The organism is Leclercia sp. M50, from assembly GCF_037150775.1.
In the GTDB taxonomy this organism is placed as follows: Bacteria; Pseudomonadota; Gammaproteobacteria; order Enterobacterales; family Enterobacteriaceae; genus Enterobacter.
This window is the reverse complement of record NZ_JBBCPK010000057.1, coordinates 14197-31189: the sequence shown is the minus strand read 5'-3', so window position 1 is coordinate 31189 and position 16993 is coordinate 14197. Positions and strand designations below refer to the sequence as shown.

19 protein-coding genes and 2 pseudogenes are annotated in these 16993 nt (G+C 50.6%); 11 read left to right on the top strand and 10 right to left on the bottom strand.

The features are described 5' to 3' along the window. Positions 1-617: redoxin family protein (locus WFM46_RS14820; protein WP_336997925.1), on the top strand; the 617-nt coding region annotated here is incomplete at its 5' end. On the opposite strand, the gene tam is transcribed toward WFM46_RS14820, so the two are convergent. Together tam and WFM46_RS14810 are read right to left on the bottom strand one after the other, a co-directional pair. Continuing rightward, positions 618-1376 carry a trans-aconitate 2-methyltransferase gene (gene tam, locus WFM46_RS14815; RefSeq protein WP_103179583.1) on the bottom strand — a complete coding sequence of 253 codons (759 nt, stop codon included), beginning with the start codon at positions 1374-1376 and terminating at the stop codon, positions 618-620. A gap of 87 nt (positions 1377-1463) precedes the next feature. Then, positions 1464-2048: an NUDIX domain-containing protein gene (locus WFM46_RS14810; RefSeq protein ID WP_103179584.1), complete on the bottom strand. Its 585-nt coding sequence runs from the start codon at positions 2046-2048 to the stop codon at positions 1464-1466. An 86-nt stretch (positions 2049-2134) separates the two neighbouring features. On the opposite strand from WFM46_RS14810, the gene WFM46_RS14805 reads away from it, so the two are divergent. The 5 genes from WFM46_RS14805 to WFM46_RS14785 all read left to right on the top strand — a co-directional run bounded on the left by WFM46_RS14805 (position 2135) and on the right by WFM46_RS14785 (position 4614). Continuing rightward, the gene (locus WFM46_RS14805; RefSeq protein ID WP_336997924.1) at positions 2135-2890 is read left to right on the top strand and encodes a DeoR/GlpR family DNA-binding transcription regulator; all 756 of its coding nucleotides are present in this window, start codon (positions 2135-2137) and stop codon (positions 2888-2890) included. A 64-nt stretch (positions 2891-2954) separates the two neighbouring features. After that, a complete protein-coding gene (locus tag WFM46_RS14800; RefSeq protein ID WP_139156342.1) occupies positions 2955-3314 on the top strand; it encodes a hypothetical protein in 360 nt (119 codons plus the stop codon). Positions 3315-3467: 153 nt separating this feature from the next. Beyond that, positions 3468-3770, top strand: coding sequence for an ArsR/SmtB family transcription factor (locus WFM46_RS14795; protein WP_159339321.1), 303 nt, complete (start codon positions 3468-3470; stop codon positions 3768-3770). Next, positions 3760-4191 (top strand): YeeE/YedE family protein, encoded by a 432-nt coding sequence (locus WFM46_RS14790; RefSeq protein WP_336997923.1) that lies wholly within the window; start codon positions 3760-3762, stop codon positions 4189-4191. Before WFM46_RS14795 ends, WFM46_RS14790 begins: the two co-directional genes overlap by 11 nt. A gap of 9 nt (positions 4192-4200) precedes the next feature. Continuing rightward, complete coding sequence (locus tag WFM46_RS14785) at positions 4201-4614, top strand: DUF6691 family protein (RefSeq protein ID WP_180209415.1); 414 nt, start codon at positions 4201-4203, stop codon at positions 4612-4614. Positions 4615-4623: 9 nt separating this feature from the next. On the opposite strand, the gene WFM46_RS14780 is transcribed toward WFM46_RS14785, so the two are convergent. Further along, positions 4624-5181 (bottom strand): GNAT family N-acetyltransferase, encoded by a 558-nt coding sequence (locus WFM46_RS14780; protein ID WP_336997922.1) that lies wholly within the window; start codon positions 5179-5181, stop codon positions 4624-4626. A gap of 164 nt (positions 5182-5345) precedes the next feature. Here WFM46_RS14780 and grxB point away from each other — a divergent pair, with 164 nt between their 5' ends. Both grxB and WFM46_RS14770 read left to right on the top strand, forming a co-directional pair. Further along, positions 5346-5981, top strand: coding sequence for a glutaredoxin 2 (gene grxB / locus WFM46_RS14775; RefSeq protein WP_103179591.1), 636 nt, complete (start codon positions 5346-5348; stop codon positions 5979-5981). Positions 5982-6094: 113 nt separating this feature from the next. Continuing rightward, the gene (locus tag WFM46_RS14770) at positions 6095-6412 is read left to right on the top strand and encodes a YebG family protein (RefSeq protein WP_103179592.1); all 318 of its coding nucleotides are present in this window, start codon (positions 6095-6097) and stop codon (positions 6410-6412) included. 174 nt (positions 6413-6586) lie between these two features. Here the strand turns inward: WFM46_RS14770 and catA are convergent, their stop codons facing one another. The 4 genes from catA to WFM46_RS14750 all read right to left on the bottom strand — a co-directional run bounded on the left by catA (position 6587) and on the right by WFM46_RS14750 (position 10376). Beyond that, positions 6587-7249: a type A chloramphenicol O-acetyltransferase gene (gene catA / locus WFM46_RS14765; RefSeq protein ID WP_103179593.1), complete on the bottom strand. Its 663-nt coding sequence runs from the start codon at positions 7247-7249 to the stop codon at positions 6587-6589. A gap of 178 nt (positions 7250-7427) precedes the next feature. Next, complete coding sequence (locus WFM46_RS14760) at positions 7428-8384, bottom strand: sensor domain-containing diguanylate cyclase (protein WP_336997921.1); 957 nt, start codon at positions 8382-8384, stop codon at positions 7428-7430. Positions 8385-8716: 332 nt separating this feature from the next. After that, positions 8717-9484 carry an alpha/beta fold hydrolase gene (locus tag WFM46_RS14755; protein ID WP_336997920.1) on the bottom strand — a complete coding sequence of 256 codons (768 nt, stop codon included), beginning with the start codon at positions 9482-9484 and terminating at the stop codon, positions 8717-8719. 70 nt (positions 9485-9554) lie between these two features. Next, positions 9555-10376, bottom strand: coding sequence for an alpha/beta fold hydrolase (locus WFM46_RS14750; protein ID WP_336997919.1), 822 nt, complete (start codon positions 10374-10376; stop codon positions 9555-9557). A 150-nt stretch (positions 10377-10526) separates the two neighbouring features. Here WFM46_RS14750 and WFM46_RS14745 point away from each other — a divergent pair, with 150 nt between their 5' ends. Then, complete coding sequence (locus WFM46_RS14745; RefSeq protein WP_159338911.1) at positions 10527-10994, top strand: MarR family winged helix-turn-helix transcriptional regulator; 468 nt, start codon at positions 10527-10529, stop codon at positions 10992-10994. Between the two features lie 466 nt (positions 10995-11460). Here WFM46_RS14745 and WFM46_RS14735 read toward each other — a convergent pair. Further along, a pseudogene (locus WFM46_RS14735) lies at positions 11461-11653 on the bottom strand (hypothetical protein); the annotation flags it as partial. A gap of 89 nt (positions 11654-11742) precedes the next feature. Here WFM46_RS14735 and WFM46_RS14730 point away from each other — a divergent pair. Together WFM46_RS14730 and WFM46_RS14725 are read left to right on the top strand one after the other, a co-directional pair. Beyond that, entirely contained in the window at positions 11743-14184 is a 2442-nt protein-coding gene (locus WFM46_RS14730; protein WP_336997918.1) for a glycoside hydrolase family 19 protein, read from the top strand. A 53-nt stretch (positions 14185-14237) separates the two neighbouring features. Beyond that, the gene (locus WFM46_RS14725) at positions 14238-14987 is read left to right on the top strand and encodes a hypothetical protein (RefSeq protein ID WP_336997917.1); all 750 of its coding nucleotides are present in this window, start codon (positions 14238-14240) and stop codon (positions 14985-14987) included. Positions 14988-15095: 108 nt separating this feature from the next. Here WFM46_RS14725 and WFM46_RS14720 read toward each other — a convergent pair. Together WFM46_RS14720 and WFM46_RS14715 are read right to left on the bottom strand one after the other, a co-directional pair. Then, positions 15096-15776, bottom strand: a pseudogene (locus tag WFM46_RS14720) (helix-turn-helix domain-containing protein). 211 nt (positions 15777-15987) lie between these two features. Continuing rightward, the gene (locus tag WFM46_RS14715) at positions 15988-16893 is read right to left on the bottom strand and encodes a LysR family transcriptional regulator (RefSeq protein ID WP_103179596.1); all 906 of its coding nucleotides are present in this window, start codon (positions 16891-16893) and stop codon (positions 15988-15990) included. Positions 16894-16993 lie beyond the last annotated feature (100 nt).

The following is a 16993-nucleotide window of genomic DNA, read 5'->3' as shown; positions in this document are numbered from 1 at the left end:
GAAAAACCGCGGGGGTGGTGATGCTGATGTCCGTTGCGTTTACGGCGTTTGGTCTGAACAGCCTCTTTCAGGGGGCAAACGGGCTGGCCGACCGGCTGGAGAAAACGCTGCTGCAACTGGCGCCAGGGAGCCAGACTCCGCCGACCCTTCAGCCGGTGGCACAGCCGGTCACCACAAGCGCGATGCCCTCTCTGGAAGGTGGTACCGGATGGCTCAACGGCGAGCCGGTCAGCCCGGCGTCGTTAAAAGGCAAAGTGGTGCTGATCGACTTCTGGACCTGGGACTGCATTAACTGTCAGCACTCGCTGCCGTACGTTCGCGACTGGGCCAACAAATATTCGTCACAGGGTCTGGTGGTGATCGGCGTCCATACCCCCGAGTATCCGTGGGAGAAACCGCTGGCCTCGGTGCAAAAAGCCATTAACAAATGGCAGCTGCCGTACCGGGTGGTGACTGACAATAACTATAAAATCTGGACCGCCTTTGGCAATCGCTACTGGCCTGCACACTACTTCTTCGATGCCAAAGGGCAACTGCGTTACGCCTCTTTCGGCGAAGGGAATACTGACAAGCAGGAGCAGGTGATCCAGCAGCTGCTGAAAGAGGCAAAAGCGTAGCTACGGTGCGCGTCGGGCGATGATAAACAGCCGCGGAAAGGCCAGCAGTATCTGCCCGTTTTCCTGAAGTGGATACTGCTCCTCCAGCAGCTGATGATAGCGATGCAGATAGCGCTGCTGCTCACTCTCATTGAGATCCTGAAGCCACGGACGCAGGCCGGTGGCGCTTACCCAGTCGACGATCGCCTGGTGGGAGGCCATCTGGTGATAATAGGTCGTACGCCAGATATCCACCTCGCAGCCTGCCTCGGTCAGGATATCGTAATAGGCATGGACGCCGGGGAGCGCTGCCCGGCCGCGATCCGGATAATCCTGTTCAAACGCCACCTCACGCATCAGCACGTGGGTGGGCTCCAGGTCGTTATCCGGCATCTGGATAGCCAGTACGCCGTGCAGTTTCAGCATTGAGACCAGATGCGGCAGCAGCTCATAGTGATTCTCTACCCACTGCAAGGAAGCATTGGCGTAAACCACGCTCAGGGTGCGTTCGGGACGGTAGTGGCGAATATCCGCCTCAATAAACCGACAGCCTGGCAGGGTGGCTCTGGCTTCTGCGAGCATGGCGGGCGAGGTATCGACGCCGGTTATCTGCGCCGTGGGCCAGCGCTGCTGCAACAGCGCCGTGCTGTTGCCCGGTCCGCAGCCGAGATCGACCACATCGGTAACGTTATCCAGCGCAATCCGGGACAGCAACTCTAAGGCGGGGCGGGTGCGTTCCGCGCCATATTGCAGATACAGGCCAGGGTTCCAGTCGGTCATGCGGGCATCTCCAGTTTGCTCTTTTCTGAAGTGTAGATGATGAGGTTTCAGACATGACAGAAATCCCTTTCTGTCGGTGCGCGGATGTTAGACGATCTTCTTCAGGGCGACGTGGTAGAGCAGCATGATGGTTTTGCCGTCGACGATAGTGCCATCATCAATGGCCTGGAGCGCCTGTTCTATCGGCCATTCCAGCACTTCGATATCTTCACCTTCGGCCTCGATACCGCCCCCTGCGCCGGTGCGATCCCCTGCGTGATATTCCGCGATGTAGAAGTAGAGCTTCTCGGTGACGGAGCCGGGGCTCATAAAGGCTTCGAACACCTTCTCCACCTGGTCAATCTGGTAGCCAGTCTCTTCTTCCACTTCGGCTTTGATGCGCTTTTCCGGGGCCATGTTATCAAGCAGGCCTGCGGCGGTTTCGATCAGATAACCGTCGTGACCGTTTATATAGACCGGAAAGCGAAACTGGCGGGTGAGGATCACCGTTTTTTTTTCGCGGTTATAGAGCAGGATGGTTGCGCCGTTTCCCCGGTCGTAGGCTTCGCGGTTCTGACGCTGCCACTCCCCGTTGCGACGACGCAAATCGAAGGTATATTTTTTGAGTGTGTACCAGTCATCTGACAGCGTTTTGCTGTCGAGGATGCGTACTTCTGCACGAGTTGATTGCACGATGCCTCCTGAATAGGTAGAGTGACCATCATAGTCTGCACATTCGTGCAATATCAAGATCAAACATGCAGCCTCAGGAATCTCTCATGCTCACCCGTCAACGCAAACAACTGATCCTTGAAAAACTGAATACCAAAGGGGAGGTGCTCTCTAAAACCCTCAGCATCGAATTTCAGGTATCGGAAGATACCATTCGCCGGGATCTGCGCGAGCTGGCAGCCGAGGGGCGTTTACAGCGGGTGCATGGCGGCGCGCTGCCAGCATCAAAAGCGGTATCCAGCTTTGCCGAGCGCAGCCACCTTGGCATCGACGCCAAAAAGCGGGTGGCGCAGAAGGGGGTTGAGCTTATCTCGCCGGGACAGGTGGTGATCATTGATGGCGGGACGACCACGACCGAGCTGGTTCGCTGCTTGCCGACGGATCTCTCCTTTACGGCGGTCACCCACAGTCCCGGTATTGCGCTGGCGCTGGTGGACCATCCCCGGGTTGAGGTGATCCTGATTGGGGGGGGTTTGTTCCGCCACTCTATCGTCACGGTGGGGGCCGCCGCGATTGAGGGTATCGAACGTATCCATGCAGATCTCTTTTTCATGGGAGTAACCGGTATTCACCCGGAAGCAGGGTTAACAACCGGTGATTATGAAGAAGCGTGCATCAAACGCGCATTTTCCGGCAGGGCCGCCGAAACGGTGGTGCTGGCGTCGCCGGAGAAGATAAATACCGCTTCACCCTTCCTGATTGGCGAGCTTTCACTTATTAACACCGTAGTAGTTGAACCGGATACCGACAGTCGCTGGGTTGAGGCAGTGGTTGGGCAGGGCGTGTCGGTTGTTAAAGCGTGATATGGAAATGCTGATCGCAGGAAGAGCGTAGCCGTATAAGCTACGCTTTTGCAGTAACCTGTTCATGACTAAGGACTGCGTGATGCTGCAAAAAATCAGCCTTCTAACCCTTGCCTGTTTACTCTTCACCGGCTGTATGTCCATGTCCGGTGAGGGCACTTCACCCGAAGAGAAGAAGTTTCGTAAAGTCGAGGCCGCGGCGAAAGAGTGCGCCGAGATTGTGAAAAACCAGACTATCGAACTCACCGCCGAGGGCAAAGACGCCGACACCCGCTGGACGACCCTCGACTATGTGGGGCCCGATCAGCGTACCCGCACCGTAGAATATCGTACCTCGTCGGTGCTGGATAATGGCGAACCGGGCAGAGCGTGGCAAAGCTGTATGTCGGATAAAAAAGCGCTGGTGCCTGAGCTGAAATTATAAGGTCAGGCCACATGGGGGAGAAAAAAAAGCCGGTAGCCATCTGCCGGTTTTTTTTGCTATGCGGCCCGGCTTACAATATACTAAAATACATTATATAAATATGTATATTGATGGGTGCATATCGTGACTATGAATAGCGATATTCAGGATGCAATGAAACAAGCGGCACTGGGGGCTGCGGAGCTTTTGCGCGGTTTGTCCAATGCCGACAGACTGCTGTTGATGTGTCAGTTAAGCCAGGGGGAAGCGAACGTCGCGCAGCTTGAAGAGGCGGTGGGGATCCGTCAGCCCACCCTGTCCCAGCAGCTGGGCGTATTGCGGCGTTTAAAGCTGGTGGAGACCCGACGTACAGGTAAACAGATTTTCTACCGGATTGAGGATCCGCGGATCTTCACGCTGCTCAACACCTTATATGACCTCTATTGCCCACAGAAAGGTGCCGATCATGATCGTTGATTTCGCTCACTTTACTCCGTTGAGTAGCCTCGCGGGGGGGATGTTAATCGGGCTTGCCGCCATACTGCTGATTCATTTCTGCGGGCGAATCGCCGGGATCAGCGGCATTGTGGCGGGGATGCTGACGAAACAGACTCGGAACGAGGGGGGGGGGGTAGGCTTTTTTGCCGGTCTTATCGGTTCACCTCTGCTGTTCAGCCTTTTCTTTCCCTTACCTGAGATAACGGTTCAAACCTCGTGGCCATTGATTATTGTGGCGGGCCTGCTGGTGGGCGCCGGGACGCGCCTGGGATCCGGGTGTACCAGTGGGCACGGCGTCTGCGGACTGTCGCGTTTTTCCAGACGTTCCCTTGCGGCCACGCTGACCTTTATGGCGGTCGGTATTATTACCGCAACGCTGGCCGGTTTCTGGCTCGGTTAAGGAGGAGATATGTTAATGGTCATTGCCGCGTTTCTGTGTGGCCTGATTTTTGGCGTGGGTTTGCTGATAAGCGGGATGGCAAATCCTGAGAAGGTGCTTGGCTTTCTGGATCTCTCTCAGCCCTGGGATCCCTCTCTTGCCTTCGTGATGCTCGGGGCGATTGCGGTGGGGATAGTCGGCTTCAGGTTAGCTAAAGGCAAACAAACGTCGTTTTGCGGGGCGCCGATCCGGCTGCCGGAGAATAACACCGTAGACCGCGCGCTGCTGATGGGCGCTGTTCTGTTCGGCCTGGGTTGGGGGCTGGCGGGTATTTGTCCCGGACCGGCGCTGGTCTTACTGGGTGCGGGCGCAGGGAAGGGAGTGCTGTTTGTGTTGTCGATGCTGGCCGGAATGTGGTTCGTGAACAAGGTCCGGCCAGCGTAACATCGCGATTCAGGACATTGACTCCGCTTCTGGCAGAACAAGGGAATTGAGGACATGGTCCTGCCAGATCCCGTTTATCTTGAGGTAGGAGTGGGCATAGCCCTCTTTGACAAACCCGAGGCTGGCAAGCGTTCTACTGCTGCGCGCGTTATCAGGAAGATGGTTTGCCATAATCCGGTGAAAGCCGTAATGCATTTGTACATAATCCAGAGAGTCTTTAAGCGCCTCTTGCATGAGTCCTTTCCCCTGATGAGCGTGGTCGAGAGAGAAACCGAGATAGCACGCCTGGAAAACCCCAAAGATAAAATTGGTGAAATTAATGCTGCCGATGATGTTATTTTCACCTTTTAACGTGAAAACGATTTGCAGACATTTTCTTGCTTCATAATCTTTCTGCGCACTCGCAATCCGTTGGGACACGCTATCAAGTGTGAAATAGTCTTCATCACGCAATGGTTCAAAGGGCGCGAAAAATGAGCGGTTTTCCAGCAGGAAAAGCTGGAATCTTTCTGCCAGGTCGGGCGTCAGCAGCCAGACATCTGTACGTTGAGTGGAAAATAACTTCATATGTATATCTCATTAACATTGTGGTTACATCTATTGTACTGATTACAAGATTGATTTTCAGCTGACTTCAACCTACTAAAGTTAGACTGGTAACCCTGACCCGATTTGCCCGATCCTGTCAGGTCATTCCTCCCTCATCCAACTGTATAAAGAAAGAGAGCGCTATGAAACTCTATGTATATGAGCATTGCCCGTTCTGTATCCGCGCGCGAATGATCTTTGGTCTTAAAAAGGTGCCCTTCGAGCTGGGCGTGATAATGGAAGGGGATGTCGAAACGCCAACCCGTATGGTGGGCAGAAAGGTCGTGCCGATCCTGCAAAAAGAAGAGGGCGCTTACATGCCGGAAAGCATGGATATCGTCCATTATGTCGATCAGCTTGACGGCAAGCCGGTGATTAAAGGTGAATGCGATCCCCTGATTGAGGCCTGGTGCAAAGAGAACACGCGCACCGTCTTTAACCTGGCGATCCCACGTTTTACCCGGGCAGATTTTCAAGAGTTGTCCACCCCAGCCGCACGCGAAGCCTATACCCAGCGTGAGATAAAAGCGTTTGGCGATCTGGAGGCATTACTGGCCAATAGTCAGGCCTGTATCGATACGCTGGTGGATGAACTGGCTAAAATCGAGCCTTATCTGCGTGCCAGACACCCGATAAGCATCACCGATTTTTACCTTTTCCCGGTGCTGAACTCGCTGACAATTGTGAAAGCGTTCCCGTATCCGGACTACCTGAGCGGCTATCTGGACCACGTTGCGACGTCCTGTAACGTACCGCTGTTTACCGATAAGGCGTTGTAATTGAAGGGGAGCCGCCCCCGAACATATTAAGCAGGTTTACCCAGCGCATTTTTGGCTGCAACACAAACCGGGAAGTGCTATACTGTATATAATTACAGTATAGGGGGTGCATAATGGCTGTTGAAACAAAATATGTTGTCGTAAGAAAAGGTGAAGAGAAAATGACATTTGCCAGTAAGAAAGAGGCTGACGCTCACGACAAACTGCTCGACCTCGCAGAAGCGTTCACCGACTGGCTGTTGCAAAGTGACATGCAGATGGATGAAACGCAGGCTGAAAATCTGGGACTCTATCTCGCCGAGCAGAAAGAGGCCGTGCAGCATATTCTGCGTACCAGCAAACTTCCCGATCTTAATGCCGCAACAGCAGCAGAGAAAGCAGCGTCAGATGAAGGTGGCAGTAAAAAAATCAGAGCAGTTAAAGCTGCCTGATCAACACATCATCGCTGAGCCTGTCGCCGCAAGCGGGTAACTGCTTGCGGTTTTTTTTGTCATATGCCAGGCGCAGATGGTTGATTGTGGTGAGGAAGGCAGGTAGCGGGCAGAGCATTAACATAATCGTCATCGCCTGGACCCGTTTCTCGCTTAACTACAGAAGCGGCCCGTTTAAGCGCGGTGCGGTAAGTCGCTCATTATCTCTTGTATTTCATTGAACAGTCTTGCCAGATGGAAACCATCGCAAACGGAATGATGGACCTGAACGGCGAGCGGCAACAAGGTCTTTCCATCCTGTTCGTAGTATTTGCCAAAGGTGAACATGGGCGCGAAAAAGTTCTTCATGTTTGCAACGTTGACATTGAAACTGGTAAACGTTGCCCAGGGAATAGCCGATACGAAAAATATATTGTCCGGTGACTCGCCCTTAGGCCAGTAAGAAAGGTTATTTCCATAGCGTGCAACGTCCTCAGAATAGGTTTTTTGGAAGTGCGCCATATTGCCATCGTAATAACTCCATATTGATGAGAATGTCTCCGTTTCATTATGGAAAATGGTGTAGCTCGGATAAACTTCCTTCCATATAACCAGTTCATCGTCCTTCATAGCCATACGAAACTCGGTATGCCTGTTTACCACCTCAGAAATGATGGAGATGATAGTAGGGTAAAACTTCCAGCCAACATCTTTAATATGTTTCAGCAGATCGGTGATGTCTAAATTAACAGTCTGGTTGATGGTGCTCTGAGCAAAAGACTGAAATACTGCAAAATGTTCCTTCCTGGCCCAACGAGATAAGTCAACAGGCGTATATTCTGGGATTGTTTTTTTCATTTTTAACCCTTTGATTAGCGATGTAATTCAGCGTTCAGCGTAAGATTTTTCCATGATAAACCAGCATATCTCATTATCACGCTGATATGCATCGGTAAAGTGAGGCTGATTGCCAGTTACGTTAAGAAGAGCGGTGACTGCGTCGGTATCTTAAAAATTGCTGCGCAAAGCGCTCCTCTTAAAGCTGTTTTCTGCGCTTCACTGAGTACATCACTTCGTCACTTTTTTTGATCATTTCGTCAAGCGACGAATACTGGCCCTGATCATTGTGCAGAACGCCAGAAGAGTAATTGATGTTATAGGGTTTACCTGATTTTTCGTTGTAATCGTCAACTCCCCGACGAAGCGCATGCAAAAAATCCTCCGTACTGCTTCGGGTGGTAATGAGCACGGCGAATTCGTCTCCACCCAGCCGACCAGCAATATCGCCGGGCTTCAGGAACTGAAACAACAGTCCTGAGAAGACTTTCAGAACCTCATCGCCTTCAGCATGTCCCCAAAGATCATTGATAGGTTTGAATTTATCCAGATCAAAAAAGATAAGACTGAACGGTGTATTACGCTCAGTGAGGGTGCGAAACCGTTTTTCTCCTGTCCGGTAAAAACCCCGCCGATTAGCTATTCCGGTCAGGCTGTCGGTCATTGCCATGCCGATGACCTGAAATTCATCCTCAACAATGAAGGCCAGATCCTTGAGTGAAGCAATATCCTCGTCGTTAAAGCTACGAGGGATGGTATGAATGAGGCAAAGCGTACCTGCCACTTTTCCGTCAGGCAGATGCACAGGATAGCCAGCGTAAAATCTGATGTAAGGTTCACCGGTGACCAGGGGATTATCATGAAAACGCTCATCAACAGATGCATCGTTAACGATAAAAGCGCCATCCTGCAAAATGGCATGCCCACAGAATGAGATATTACGTGGCGTTTCCCGGACACCGAGACCGTCGCATGCAATCAACCATTGTCGCTCGCGATCCAGCAGGCTTATCAGGACCACAGGTACCTGAAAGATTCGCCTGGCAAGCCGGGTAAGACGATCAAAACGCTCATCGTCTCTGGTATCAAGCAGGTCTGCGAGATAAAGCGACTTTAGTCTTTCTTCTTCATTTTCCGGTATGCCGGGGAATTTCATAGAACCTCAACGACTTATGCGCGTTTTTGATATTTTCATCTACACCACAATATTCTTTAGCTGAGTATAGGATAAGCAGAAATTACCCGCCTGTCTGGACACTGATATCTGTTTCTGTCGGGGCTTGTCAGATAAAGAACCGTATCCATTTTTAAAAATGGGGACTCGTTCGCGAAGATAGAGAAAACGCCCGCCTTTACCGCAGGCGGACGATCTCTCTTCTGTTTATTTCGAAGGCAGCAGACACTGTATACCCCGGCGGTTGCACCGCAGAAAAAAGTCCGGGACAGTGCCTCTGACGGGGAAGGGCGTCAAAGAGAGGACAGAGACATTTATTTCGCGGCTTCCTCAATAAGTGTGGCTACGTCCTGAGGATGAGAAACCATCACGACATGAGATGCCCCTTTGATCACCACGGTGTGCTTTGATCCCGCGCGTTCAGCCATAAAACGCAAACTTTGGGCAGGGATATTTTTGTCGCCATCACCATAAATGAAGTAAGAGGGTAATGTTTTCCAGGCGGGGGCTCCCGATTTTTCAGTTAATGCTGCTTCGGTAACAGGTCGTTGTCCTGCCGCCATCAGCGCAGCTTTTTCAGCTGACACGTCATGAGCGAATTGCTGGTGGAACTTCGACTGCTCAATGGACAGTTCGACATTACCATCAGCCAGCTTAACCGGCGCGGAAAGCACCTCGCCAAGCGTGCCTCCGGGGAATTTCCCCGCCAGTTCAGCGGCAGCTTCACCCGCGTCAGGAGCAAATGCGGCGACATAAACCAGTGATTTAACATTTTTCGTTTCCCGGGCTGCGTTCGTTATTACCTGGCCGCCATAGGAATGCCCGACAAGTACCACAGGTCCTTTAATATTGTTCACAACAGAAGAGACGTAAGCCGCATCAGTCGAAACACTGCGCAGCGGATTAGCCGCTGCAACGACGTTATACCCATCTTTTTGCAGGATACGGGTGACATCATTCCAGCTAGATGAGTCAGCAAAGGCTCCATGAACCAGGACAACAGTCGGCTTTGCGGTTTCGGCGAAAGCACTGGCAGACAGCAGAGCGGTAGCAATAGCGAGGGAGGCAGCAAATTTAGACATGATAGTTCCCTTTTTAACACAGTTGATAGGGTATGGGATTGGTGTGGCCTGTATGGAACAGGCCACCTCGTTAGCCGCGAATAAAGCCCAGTACGTCAGCATTAAAGCGGTCGGCCTCTGTCTCAGCCAGACCATGTGAGCCGCCGGCATATACCTTCAGTGTGGCGTGCGCAACGATCTCAGCGGCGCGGTGTGCTGATGCCTTAATGGGCACAATCTGGTCATCGTCACCATGAATAATCAGGGTAGGGCGATCAATCTGCTGCAGATCGCGTGTGTAGTCGACCTCGGAGAACTCATGGATGCAGTCATATTGTCCTTTAATACCTCCCTGCAGCCCGATCCTGCGAAAGTTTTCCCGCAGCCCGTCATTGGTTGGTACATGGTCGCGATTGAAGCCATAGAATGGAATGGTCAGGTCGAAGAAGAACTGAGCACGGTTTTTAGCCGTTCCTTCGCGAATGGCATCAAATACCTCCAGCGGAGTGCCGTCGGGGTTAGCATCGGTCCGGAGCATCTGAGGAGGTACTGCGCCAACCAAAACAACTTTAGCTACACGGGAAGTACCATGGCGACCGATATAATGTGCAACTTCGCCACCCCCTGTGGAATGGCCTACTAAAATCAGGTCCTTCAGATCCAGTGCTTCAATAAGTTCGGCCAGATCGTCAGCATACTGATCCATATTGTTGCCATGGAATGTCTGGTCCGAACGCCCGTGGCTGCGCCGGTCATGAGCGATGACTCTGAAGCCATTCTGGCTGAAGAAGAGCATCTGCTGATCCCAGGCGTCTGACGATAACGGCCATCCGTGAGCAAAGAGGATTGGCTGACCTGAACCCCAGTCTTTATAAAAAATGCCAGTCCCGTCTGTCGTTGTGAATGTGGACATATTGTTCTCCTGTTATGGGTTGTATGTTGTTGTGCAATTGATTTGTGCACGATTTGTTTGTGTGTGAATTAATTTGGCACTGATTTTTGTTGTTGTCAATCGCTTGCAATTAAATCGTCCACAAATTATTTTAGAGGGACTGGAGGACATATGACTAAAGAGATAAATACCGGGGATTTACTCCCGGATGTGCACGGCATGCTCTGCTTCTCGCTATACTCCGCGGGACATGCGTTTACGCAGCTCTATCGCCCAATGCTCGATAAGCTGGGATTAACCTATCCCCAGTACCTGGTGATGATCACGTTGTGGAATCAGGATGGACGCACAGTGAAGGAGCTGAGTGGAATACTCTTCCTTGAGTCCAGCACGCTCACGCCTTTACTTAAGCGGCTGGAGAGCGCGGGGTTGATCACCCGGACACGCAATCCGAAGGATGAACGTGAAGTGCTTATTCATCTGACAGAGAAGGGGGACACACTGAAAATTGAGGCCAGCAATATCACGCGCTGTATTGTGGATACCCTTGGAATGGATGCGGATGCAGTTGCTGACATCAAAGCATCAGTCGATAAGATCCGCGATCGGATACACCGGGCACAGAGACCGGACAACTGATGATGTGCTAAAGGCAATATGGTCCTGCATAACATGAAGTTGTAGGGGGATATCTTCTGGTATTCATCGGGGGGGTAAACCCTGAATGACCCGGAATTTTTGTGCAGGGACCTCCTGCACAAAAAGCCGGTTGTTTACCTGAGGCTCATTCCGGACCTGGCGGAAATAATCAGCAGTGCAGTACAGCACCATGGTCAATTTCCTGAAGACGATTACAGGTGGAGTAGGGAAGGACGACTCCGTTTAGCTGGAGTTCTTTTCGGCCATCCGGGTAATGCCAGACCACAATGTACTTTCCAATAGCTCTACGGCTCAACTAATCATCAATCTGGAAAAGTTCGCCGCAGCAGACCCGGCGAAAGCGCGGCTGCTGGATTTCTGAAGCTCGTTGTTTGCGGGAAATCCAGAGACTGGCTTTAACCATGAGCGACCGGACCATAGCTTAATCATTTTTTACTGGCAATATTTATATAGTACTGTTAGTTAGCCTTTTCCAAATTTCTTCTGAGTGTGACTGAAGCTGTATGAGTATCGTCGTTAACTAGTGAACGTTGGGGTTTCTTCCCTTCCTGTTTGGGTTGTCGCCGGGAAGGACCGTCACTGGCTAGGTTTGACTGAGAAATCATATTACCCCGTTTGCTCTTCACCAGACTGATGGCGGTAATAAAATTTGCATAAGTTTTACTCCCCTTCGTCTTAACTCCCTGCGATGATTATAGTTTTGGAGATTTAACTTAAGGAAGGATGGATGATGAATATACGTTATCCGGTACGGAAAGCCGACGGACGGGACTATAAAAACTATGACGAGCTGCTGACCGACATCCGCAAAAACGCCCACGGTTGGTGGTTACTTGGCGTAAATCGTTACTGGCACGGGGGGATCCATGTCGGAAAGTCATCGTCTCCGGCCTCGGTACTGAGTCAGGACACGCCGGAAAAATCTGTTCCGCTTCAGTTCATGATGGACGGTGAGGTGATGGCATGGCGAGTTAACCGCGATTACGCGGTTATCGAGTGTTGCCAGGAACGCCCCCTGCGCCAGTCCGGCACCTTTGTGCTGGTCAAATCAATGTACAAACCTGACGAGCAGGATGAATCCTCCTGGCTGACGCTGTACCAGCTTTACATGCACATCGCGCCATTGTCAGAATTTCCGAAACGCCCGCTTTACCGGGTTACGCAGAAAGGCCACGGCGTGCGGATGCGTAAACATTCCCGCCATGATGACAGTCGCGAAATCGCGCCGGACGTGCTGGCAAACAAACACGGCCACGCCAGAACGCTCGTTCAGGGCGACACGCTTGCCGTACTGCAACAGAAATCGTTTTTACTGAAACAACGGCCGGAGTCGTTTGCTCTGGTGCAGCGTCTTCAGGACGGTAAACCCGCCGGAGAACTTTTCTGGGTCTCGATGCGCCCGGAATATCTGGAGCCTGACGGCGAATGTTACGTGTGTCTGCCTGACTGGATGCACAGTGCGCTGAATCACGGCGTGTTTGATGATGTGGTGGTGCCGCCTGTGCCGCTGAAAGTGATGGTGAAAGCAGGGGATGCGGTCGGATTCCTCGGCGTTCAGGATCTGGCTGACGAAGATAACTATCCGCAGATTATTACCACGGACTATAAAGCCCATATCGAGCTGCTGAGCCTCGATGAACATGTGCCGGATGTGGTGGCAAACGTGAAGGGGATTAAAACGGGCAAACAGTTCATTAAGCTGAAGCTGAAACGCCCGCTGTACCTGCGAAACGGGGAGGGCGAGGAAAGTACCTTTGAGCAGATGAGCGCCATTACCCAAGCTGATGCCGGAAAAATTATTCCGCGTGATGCCGCGTACCCGTTTACGGATAAAACCGGGGTCACCTGGTTTCAGATCCGTCCGCATACGTGGATGCACCAAGACGATGTGGAACAGCTCAGCCAGCACGATTTAGCCGGGCTAAACTTTCACTCTATCAAGGCTGAACACACAAACGATTTTACCCGCACGCTTGATGAACGCTGGCTGATTGACGCCCTGAAAAGCATCAGTTCGCACTTTGACGGTGAAAAAGGACCACAGTTCGCGCAGGCAAAAATGTTTTATGACAGTCTGATCCACAACGCTGGAAACAGAAGGCCACCCTGCCCGTACCCCGATAAATCACAGGACCAGTATTTGTCTGGTGCGCTGCATACCAATCAGATGAACATCCCGGAATATGCGCGGCGGCTGATAGTGAAACACGACAGCGACTGGCACAGTACCTGCGATGATACACGCTGGTCATCGGTATTTAAGGTCAGGGATGAAAGTCCTGTTGTGAAGATGGCCAACGGGGGATTTCTGGACGCGACGCGCTGGATGGATAAGGTTCCGCCGTTCGTCAGTCAGCGGTCAGTGTGGCATTTTCATCCGCTTGAATTTTTGGAAGTTATTAACCCAAAAGGAAACTGTGCATGTGGCCGGGATATCACTTTAGATGAATTGTGTGATATTGCTCCAAAAGCCGATAAAGACATTTTGGCTCAGTATTTACCAGCATTTAATGATGGATTCCGCGAATTTGGCATTATAATTTGTAGAGAAAAAGCTCATTTCTTGGCTCAATGCTGCCATGAAAGCGGGGGTTTAACACTTACTAAAGAAATTGGAGGTACAAGAGCCAGTTATGCCCCTTGGTATGGACGAGGATTAATTCAATTAACATGGCAAGATGTATATACAAAGTATGGTGCATATGTTAGTGAGGATTTTGAATCAGATGACACTGCCAGAAATAAAATAGCACAATATCCACATTGTGTTAGGTCTGCCTTTTGGTTTTATTGCGTGAATAAAAATGTATCCAAACATGCCAAGAGTGATGACTTTAACATGGTTACAGCACTTATCAATGGTGGATTCAATGGATATAATGACCGGCTTAAGTATTTTAATAGAGCTGTGAGTGTTTTTAAGGCTGAACATCTTAATATTCTTAAGAAAGAGGATGGCTTCTCTTTTGAAGATAGCGAAATATATAACTATCGAGTATATGCGTATAGTTGGGGCCGATACCACGATCCGTTAAGAAATGAAAGCGGTACCGATAAGAATAAGATGGAGGCGCTGAAAGCCTACAGAAGGGCGGTAACACTCTATGAAAGGCGTGGGGATTCAGCGAAAGTGACTGATATAAAAGCTAAAATCAACGCACTTGGTTAACTGAGAAGGGGGTGTCCCCTTCTTTCATATAGTTATTTACATTAGGATGAATGATGAAAAAGGTGGTTTTGTTTTTTGCTATTGTATCTTTCTCTGCTGTGGCTGGTATTACTGACATCACGACAAACCCAGTTGCATTAACAGCGTTGAAAAAAAATAGCGCTCAATATATTGATATTTGCAAAGCGGTCGATGATTTCTGTAAAGACGGGACTTCTATCTGGAAAGAAAGAAATTCTAATGACATCTTTTATTTAACCACTTCTCATCTTCAGTTAATGAAGATGAAAAAAGAAGGTGATGTGTATTCTAAAATAGTTTCATGGGATTTCACTAAAGAAGCTAATAATGAGGATATTCCTGATGATGAACTTACCAAAAACGATGTATATATATATCCGGCTTTATATCCTTTAAGTAAAGTAAAAACTGCCGTTGCGTTAGTCTCGAAATGGTCAACAACTTATTCCGGAGGTGGGCGCGAGGAAGAATACGCAAATTTCATAATGATTAATGATGATGGTACATATCAACCAGCTTTTAAAAATATTCCATTTTCATCAAGAGAAATGATAAAAGCTTGCTTTACCGAAGATGATTATGCAAAAAAATCACATTGTCACGATGAGAGTTGGAGCATCTTAAGCCTTAAAATCACCGATGACTCGAAGGATTATTACTCATGGAAATTCATAACGAAATCATATAATTGGCCTGCATTTAAAGAAAAGTCCTCGACTCAAGTAAGTATTAACGAGAGCGTTTCATATCCATTCCAGCCGCAGCCACAACATAACAAATAAACCCCCATCCTTATGGGATGCGCATAATGTAGTACGCATTATAATAAGCAGGGCGCAGCGAAGCGGCTTGCTTACACAGAACGTTATAGTGCAAAGCTCAAGTCTCAGTCATCGTCCGGTTCTGGCTCTCTTGCCAAAAATCTCCTCTGACTGCGACTGGAGCTGCTTAAGCGCTTCGAGCATGTCGTCGTAATTCAGTGAACGCTGGGATTTTTCCCTTCCTCTCTGGGCTGTCGCCGGGAAGGACCATCACCAGAAGGAACTGACTGAGAGCGCGTGTTATCCCGTTTACTCTGTACCAGATTGATAAACTCCAGAGCACGGCCAAGTCGTTTATTATCCACAATCTCACCCTGGTCGACTTCTGACAGCCGGTCATAGGTAGAGTAGGGAAGTGCCTCACCATTCAGGCGTAGCTCTTTACGGCCATCGGGGTAGTGATACACGTCGATGTATTTACCAATAGCACGGCGGCTCAGATCGCTGTCTTCAATCAGGTACAGCATTTTATCGTACTGTATCGTCAGCGATTTTGAGACTTTGCGATGTTCCCGTACCAGCCCGGGTGGTAATTGACGGTTGCCACGCATCCCACATCGTTGGCTGGCTAGCTAGGCTTAGCGGACCACCTTCGCGGTAACGAACAAGCAGCTGCCGACATTGTCTGTCGCTGATACCGAGATGCTCAGATGCGCGACGAGTTGTCATACGACGTTCGATAATGTCCTGAATAATCTTGACCCGGTTGATCTCTTTCAAAGTAAACACACCTGAGCTTTCTGCGCTCATGATATGTCTCCCGGTAGTTTAAACGATTCCGTGAGACTTACCATAACGCGGACATCTGAATTGAGCTACGGGCGGACATTACTATTGAGCCTCTACAATTATAGTGCGCATAATGTATATTATGTTAAATGCGATCTATGGCAGCAACGCAGACGTACCGGGCCTCGTATTACGCGCCCAGCTTTATCCCCTCGCCTCAACTTCTCATTCATCACCGTACACTCCGACACACCTCAAGCACTTTTTCTCTTAGCCATCGATGACCGGGATCTTTTTCCATTCTCGGATGCCACATCTGCGACACCGTGATGGCACGGGTCTTGAACGGCAGTTCGAATACATGCAGTTGCTCTGTCATCTGCGGGTTTTGCAAATACAACGCCGGAACCATGGCGATAAGATCCGATGCCAGCGCCACGGACAACGCCGTCGGAAAGCCAGGCACCACGCTTGCTACCTTACGCGACAGACCTGACTCCGCCAGTGCATCATCCACAAACCCATGTAATGATCCATTGGGTGCGGCCACCACATGGCCCCAGGCGACATAATCCCTCATGCTGATTTCCGGTAACGATGCCAGCGGATGCGTCTTACGCACGGCGCCGACAAACCGGTCCTGAAAAAGTCGCTGTAGGCGAATTTCCGGCCCCATATTGCCCTGGACGCCAATCTCCAGATCGACCAGCCCCTCGCGCAGATAACGCGACGTTTTTTCAGGCTTGGGCGCAAAACGGAGACAGACATCCGGGGCGGCCTCCGCCACCGCGGCAATCAGCGCCGGGCCAAACGCGACGACAAATCCATCGTTGGCCCGGATAGTGAACAGGCGCGCCAGACTTTCCAGCCTGAGCGTCTCCATTGACGGCTGCAACACTGCCCTCGCCTCCTGAACCGCATTTCTGGCGCGATCCCGGGAGGCTTCTGCCCAGGGGGTCAGCACCATATTTCGTCCGGCCCGCACCAGAATCGGATCGCCTGTCACCTCGCGCAGCCTGTTGAGCGTGCGGCTCATGGCAGATGCACTCAGGTTTAAGCGCCGTGCAGCACCGGCCACGCTCGCTTCTGCCAGCAGAATGTCGAGGGCAACCAACAGGTTAAAATCGGGATCGGACATAATAAACCTCAGATAAGGCGTTCGGTGCAATGATTAAGTGTAAACCATGCGTCTTCCGCCTTATATACCTCGTGCTTATAGTTTCGTCATTAAAACCCCC

What these genes read in the sequence shown, in the direction of transcription:
- WFM46_RS14755 (WP_336997920.1), bottom strand. Translation starts at nt 9,484, where the DNA reads ATGTCTAAATTTGCTGCCTCCCTCGCTATTGCTACCGCTCTGCTGTCT.
- WFM46_RS14800 (WP_139156342.1), top strand. Translation starts at nt 2,955, where the DNA reads ATGACTAAGGACTGCGTGATGCTGCAAAAAATCAGCCTTCTAACCCTT.
- WFM46_RS14715 (WP_103179596.1), bottom strand. Translation starts at nt 16,893, where the DNA reads ATGTCCGATCCCGATTTTAACCTGTTGGTTGCCCTCGACATTCTGCTG.
- catA (WP_103179593.1), bottom strand. Translation starts at nt 7,249, where the DNA reads ATGAAAAAAACAATCCCAGAATATACGCCTGTTGACTTATCTCGTTGG.
- WFM46_RS14745 (WP_159338911.1), top strand. Translation starts at nt 10,527, where the DNA reads ATGACTAAAGAGATAAATACCGGGGATTTACTCCCGGATGTGCACGGC.
- tam (WP_103179583.1), bottom strand. Translation starts at nt 1,376, where the DNA reads ATGACCGACTGGAACCCTGGCCTGTATCTGCAATATGGCGCGGAACGC.
- WFM46_RS14760 (WP_336997921.1), bottom strand. Translation starts at nt 8,384, where the DNA reads ATGAAATTCCCCGGCATACCGGAAAATGAAGAAGAAAGACTAAAGTCG.
- WFM46_RS14795 (WP_159339321.1), top strand. Translation starts at nt 3,468, where the DNA reads ATGAAACAAGCGGCACTGGGGGCTGCGGAGCTTTTGCGCGGTTTGTCC.
- WFM46_RS14785 (WP_180209415.1), top strand. Translation starts at nt 4,201, where the DNA reads ATGTTAATGGTCATTGCCGCGTTTCTGTGTGGCCTGATTTTTGGCGTG.
- WFM46_RS14790 (WP_336997923.1), top strand. Translation starts at nt 3,760, where the DNA reads ATGATCGTTGATTTCGCTCACTTTACTCCGTTGAGTAGCCTCGCGGGG.
- WFM46_RS14725 (WP_336997917.1), top strand. Translation starts at nt 14,238, where the DNA reads ATGAAAAAGGTGGTTTTGTTTTTTGCTATTGTATCTTTCTCTGCTGTG.
- WFM46_RS14780 (WP_336997922.1), bottom strand. Translation starts at nt 5,181, where the DNA reads ATGAAGTTATTTTCCACTCAACGTACAGATGTCTGGCTGCTGACGCCC.
- grxB (WP_103179591.1), top strand. Translation starts at nt 5,346, where the DNA reads ATGAAACTCTATGTATATGAGCATTGCCCGTTCTGTATCCGCGCGCGA.
- WFM46_RS14730 (WP_336997918.1), top strand. Translation starts at nt 11,743, where the DNA reads ATGATGAATATACGTTATCCGGTACGGAAAGCCGACGGACGGGACTAT.
- WFM46_RS14805 (WP_336997924.1), top strand. Translation starts at nt 2,135, where the DNA reads ATGCTCACCCGTCAACGCAAACAACTGATCCTTGAAAAACTGAATACC.
- WFM46_RS14770 (WP_103179592.1), top strand. Translation starts at nt 6,095, where the DNA reads ATGGCTGTTGAAACAAAATATGTTGTCGTAAGAAAAGGTGAAGAGAAA.
- WFM46_RS14750 (WP_336997919.1), bottom strand. Translation starts at nt 10,376, where the DNA reads ATGTCCACATTCACAACGACAGACGGGACTGGCATTTTTTATAAAGAC.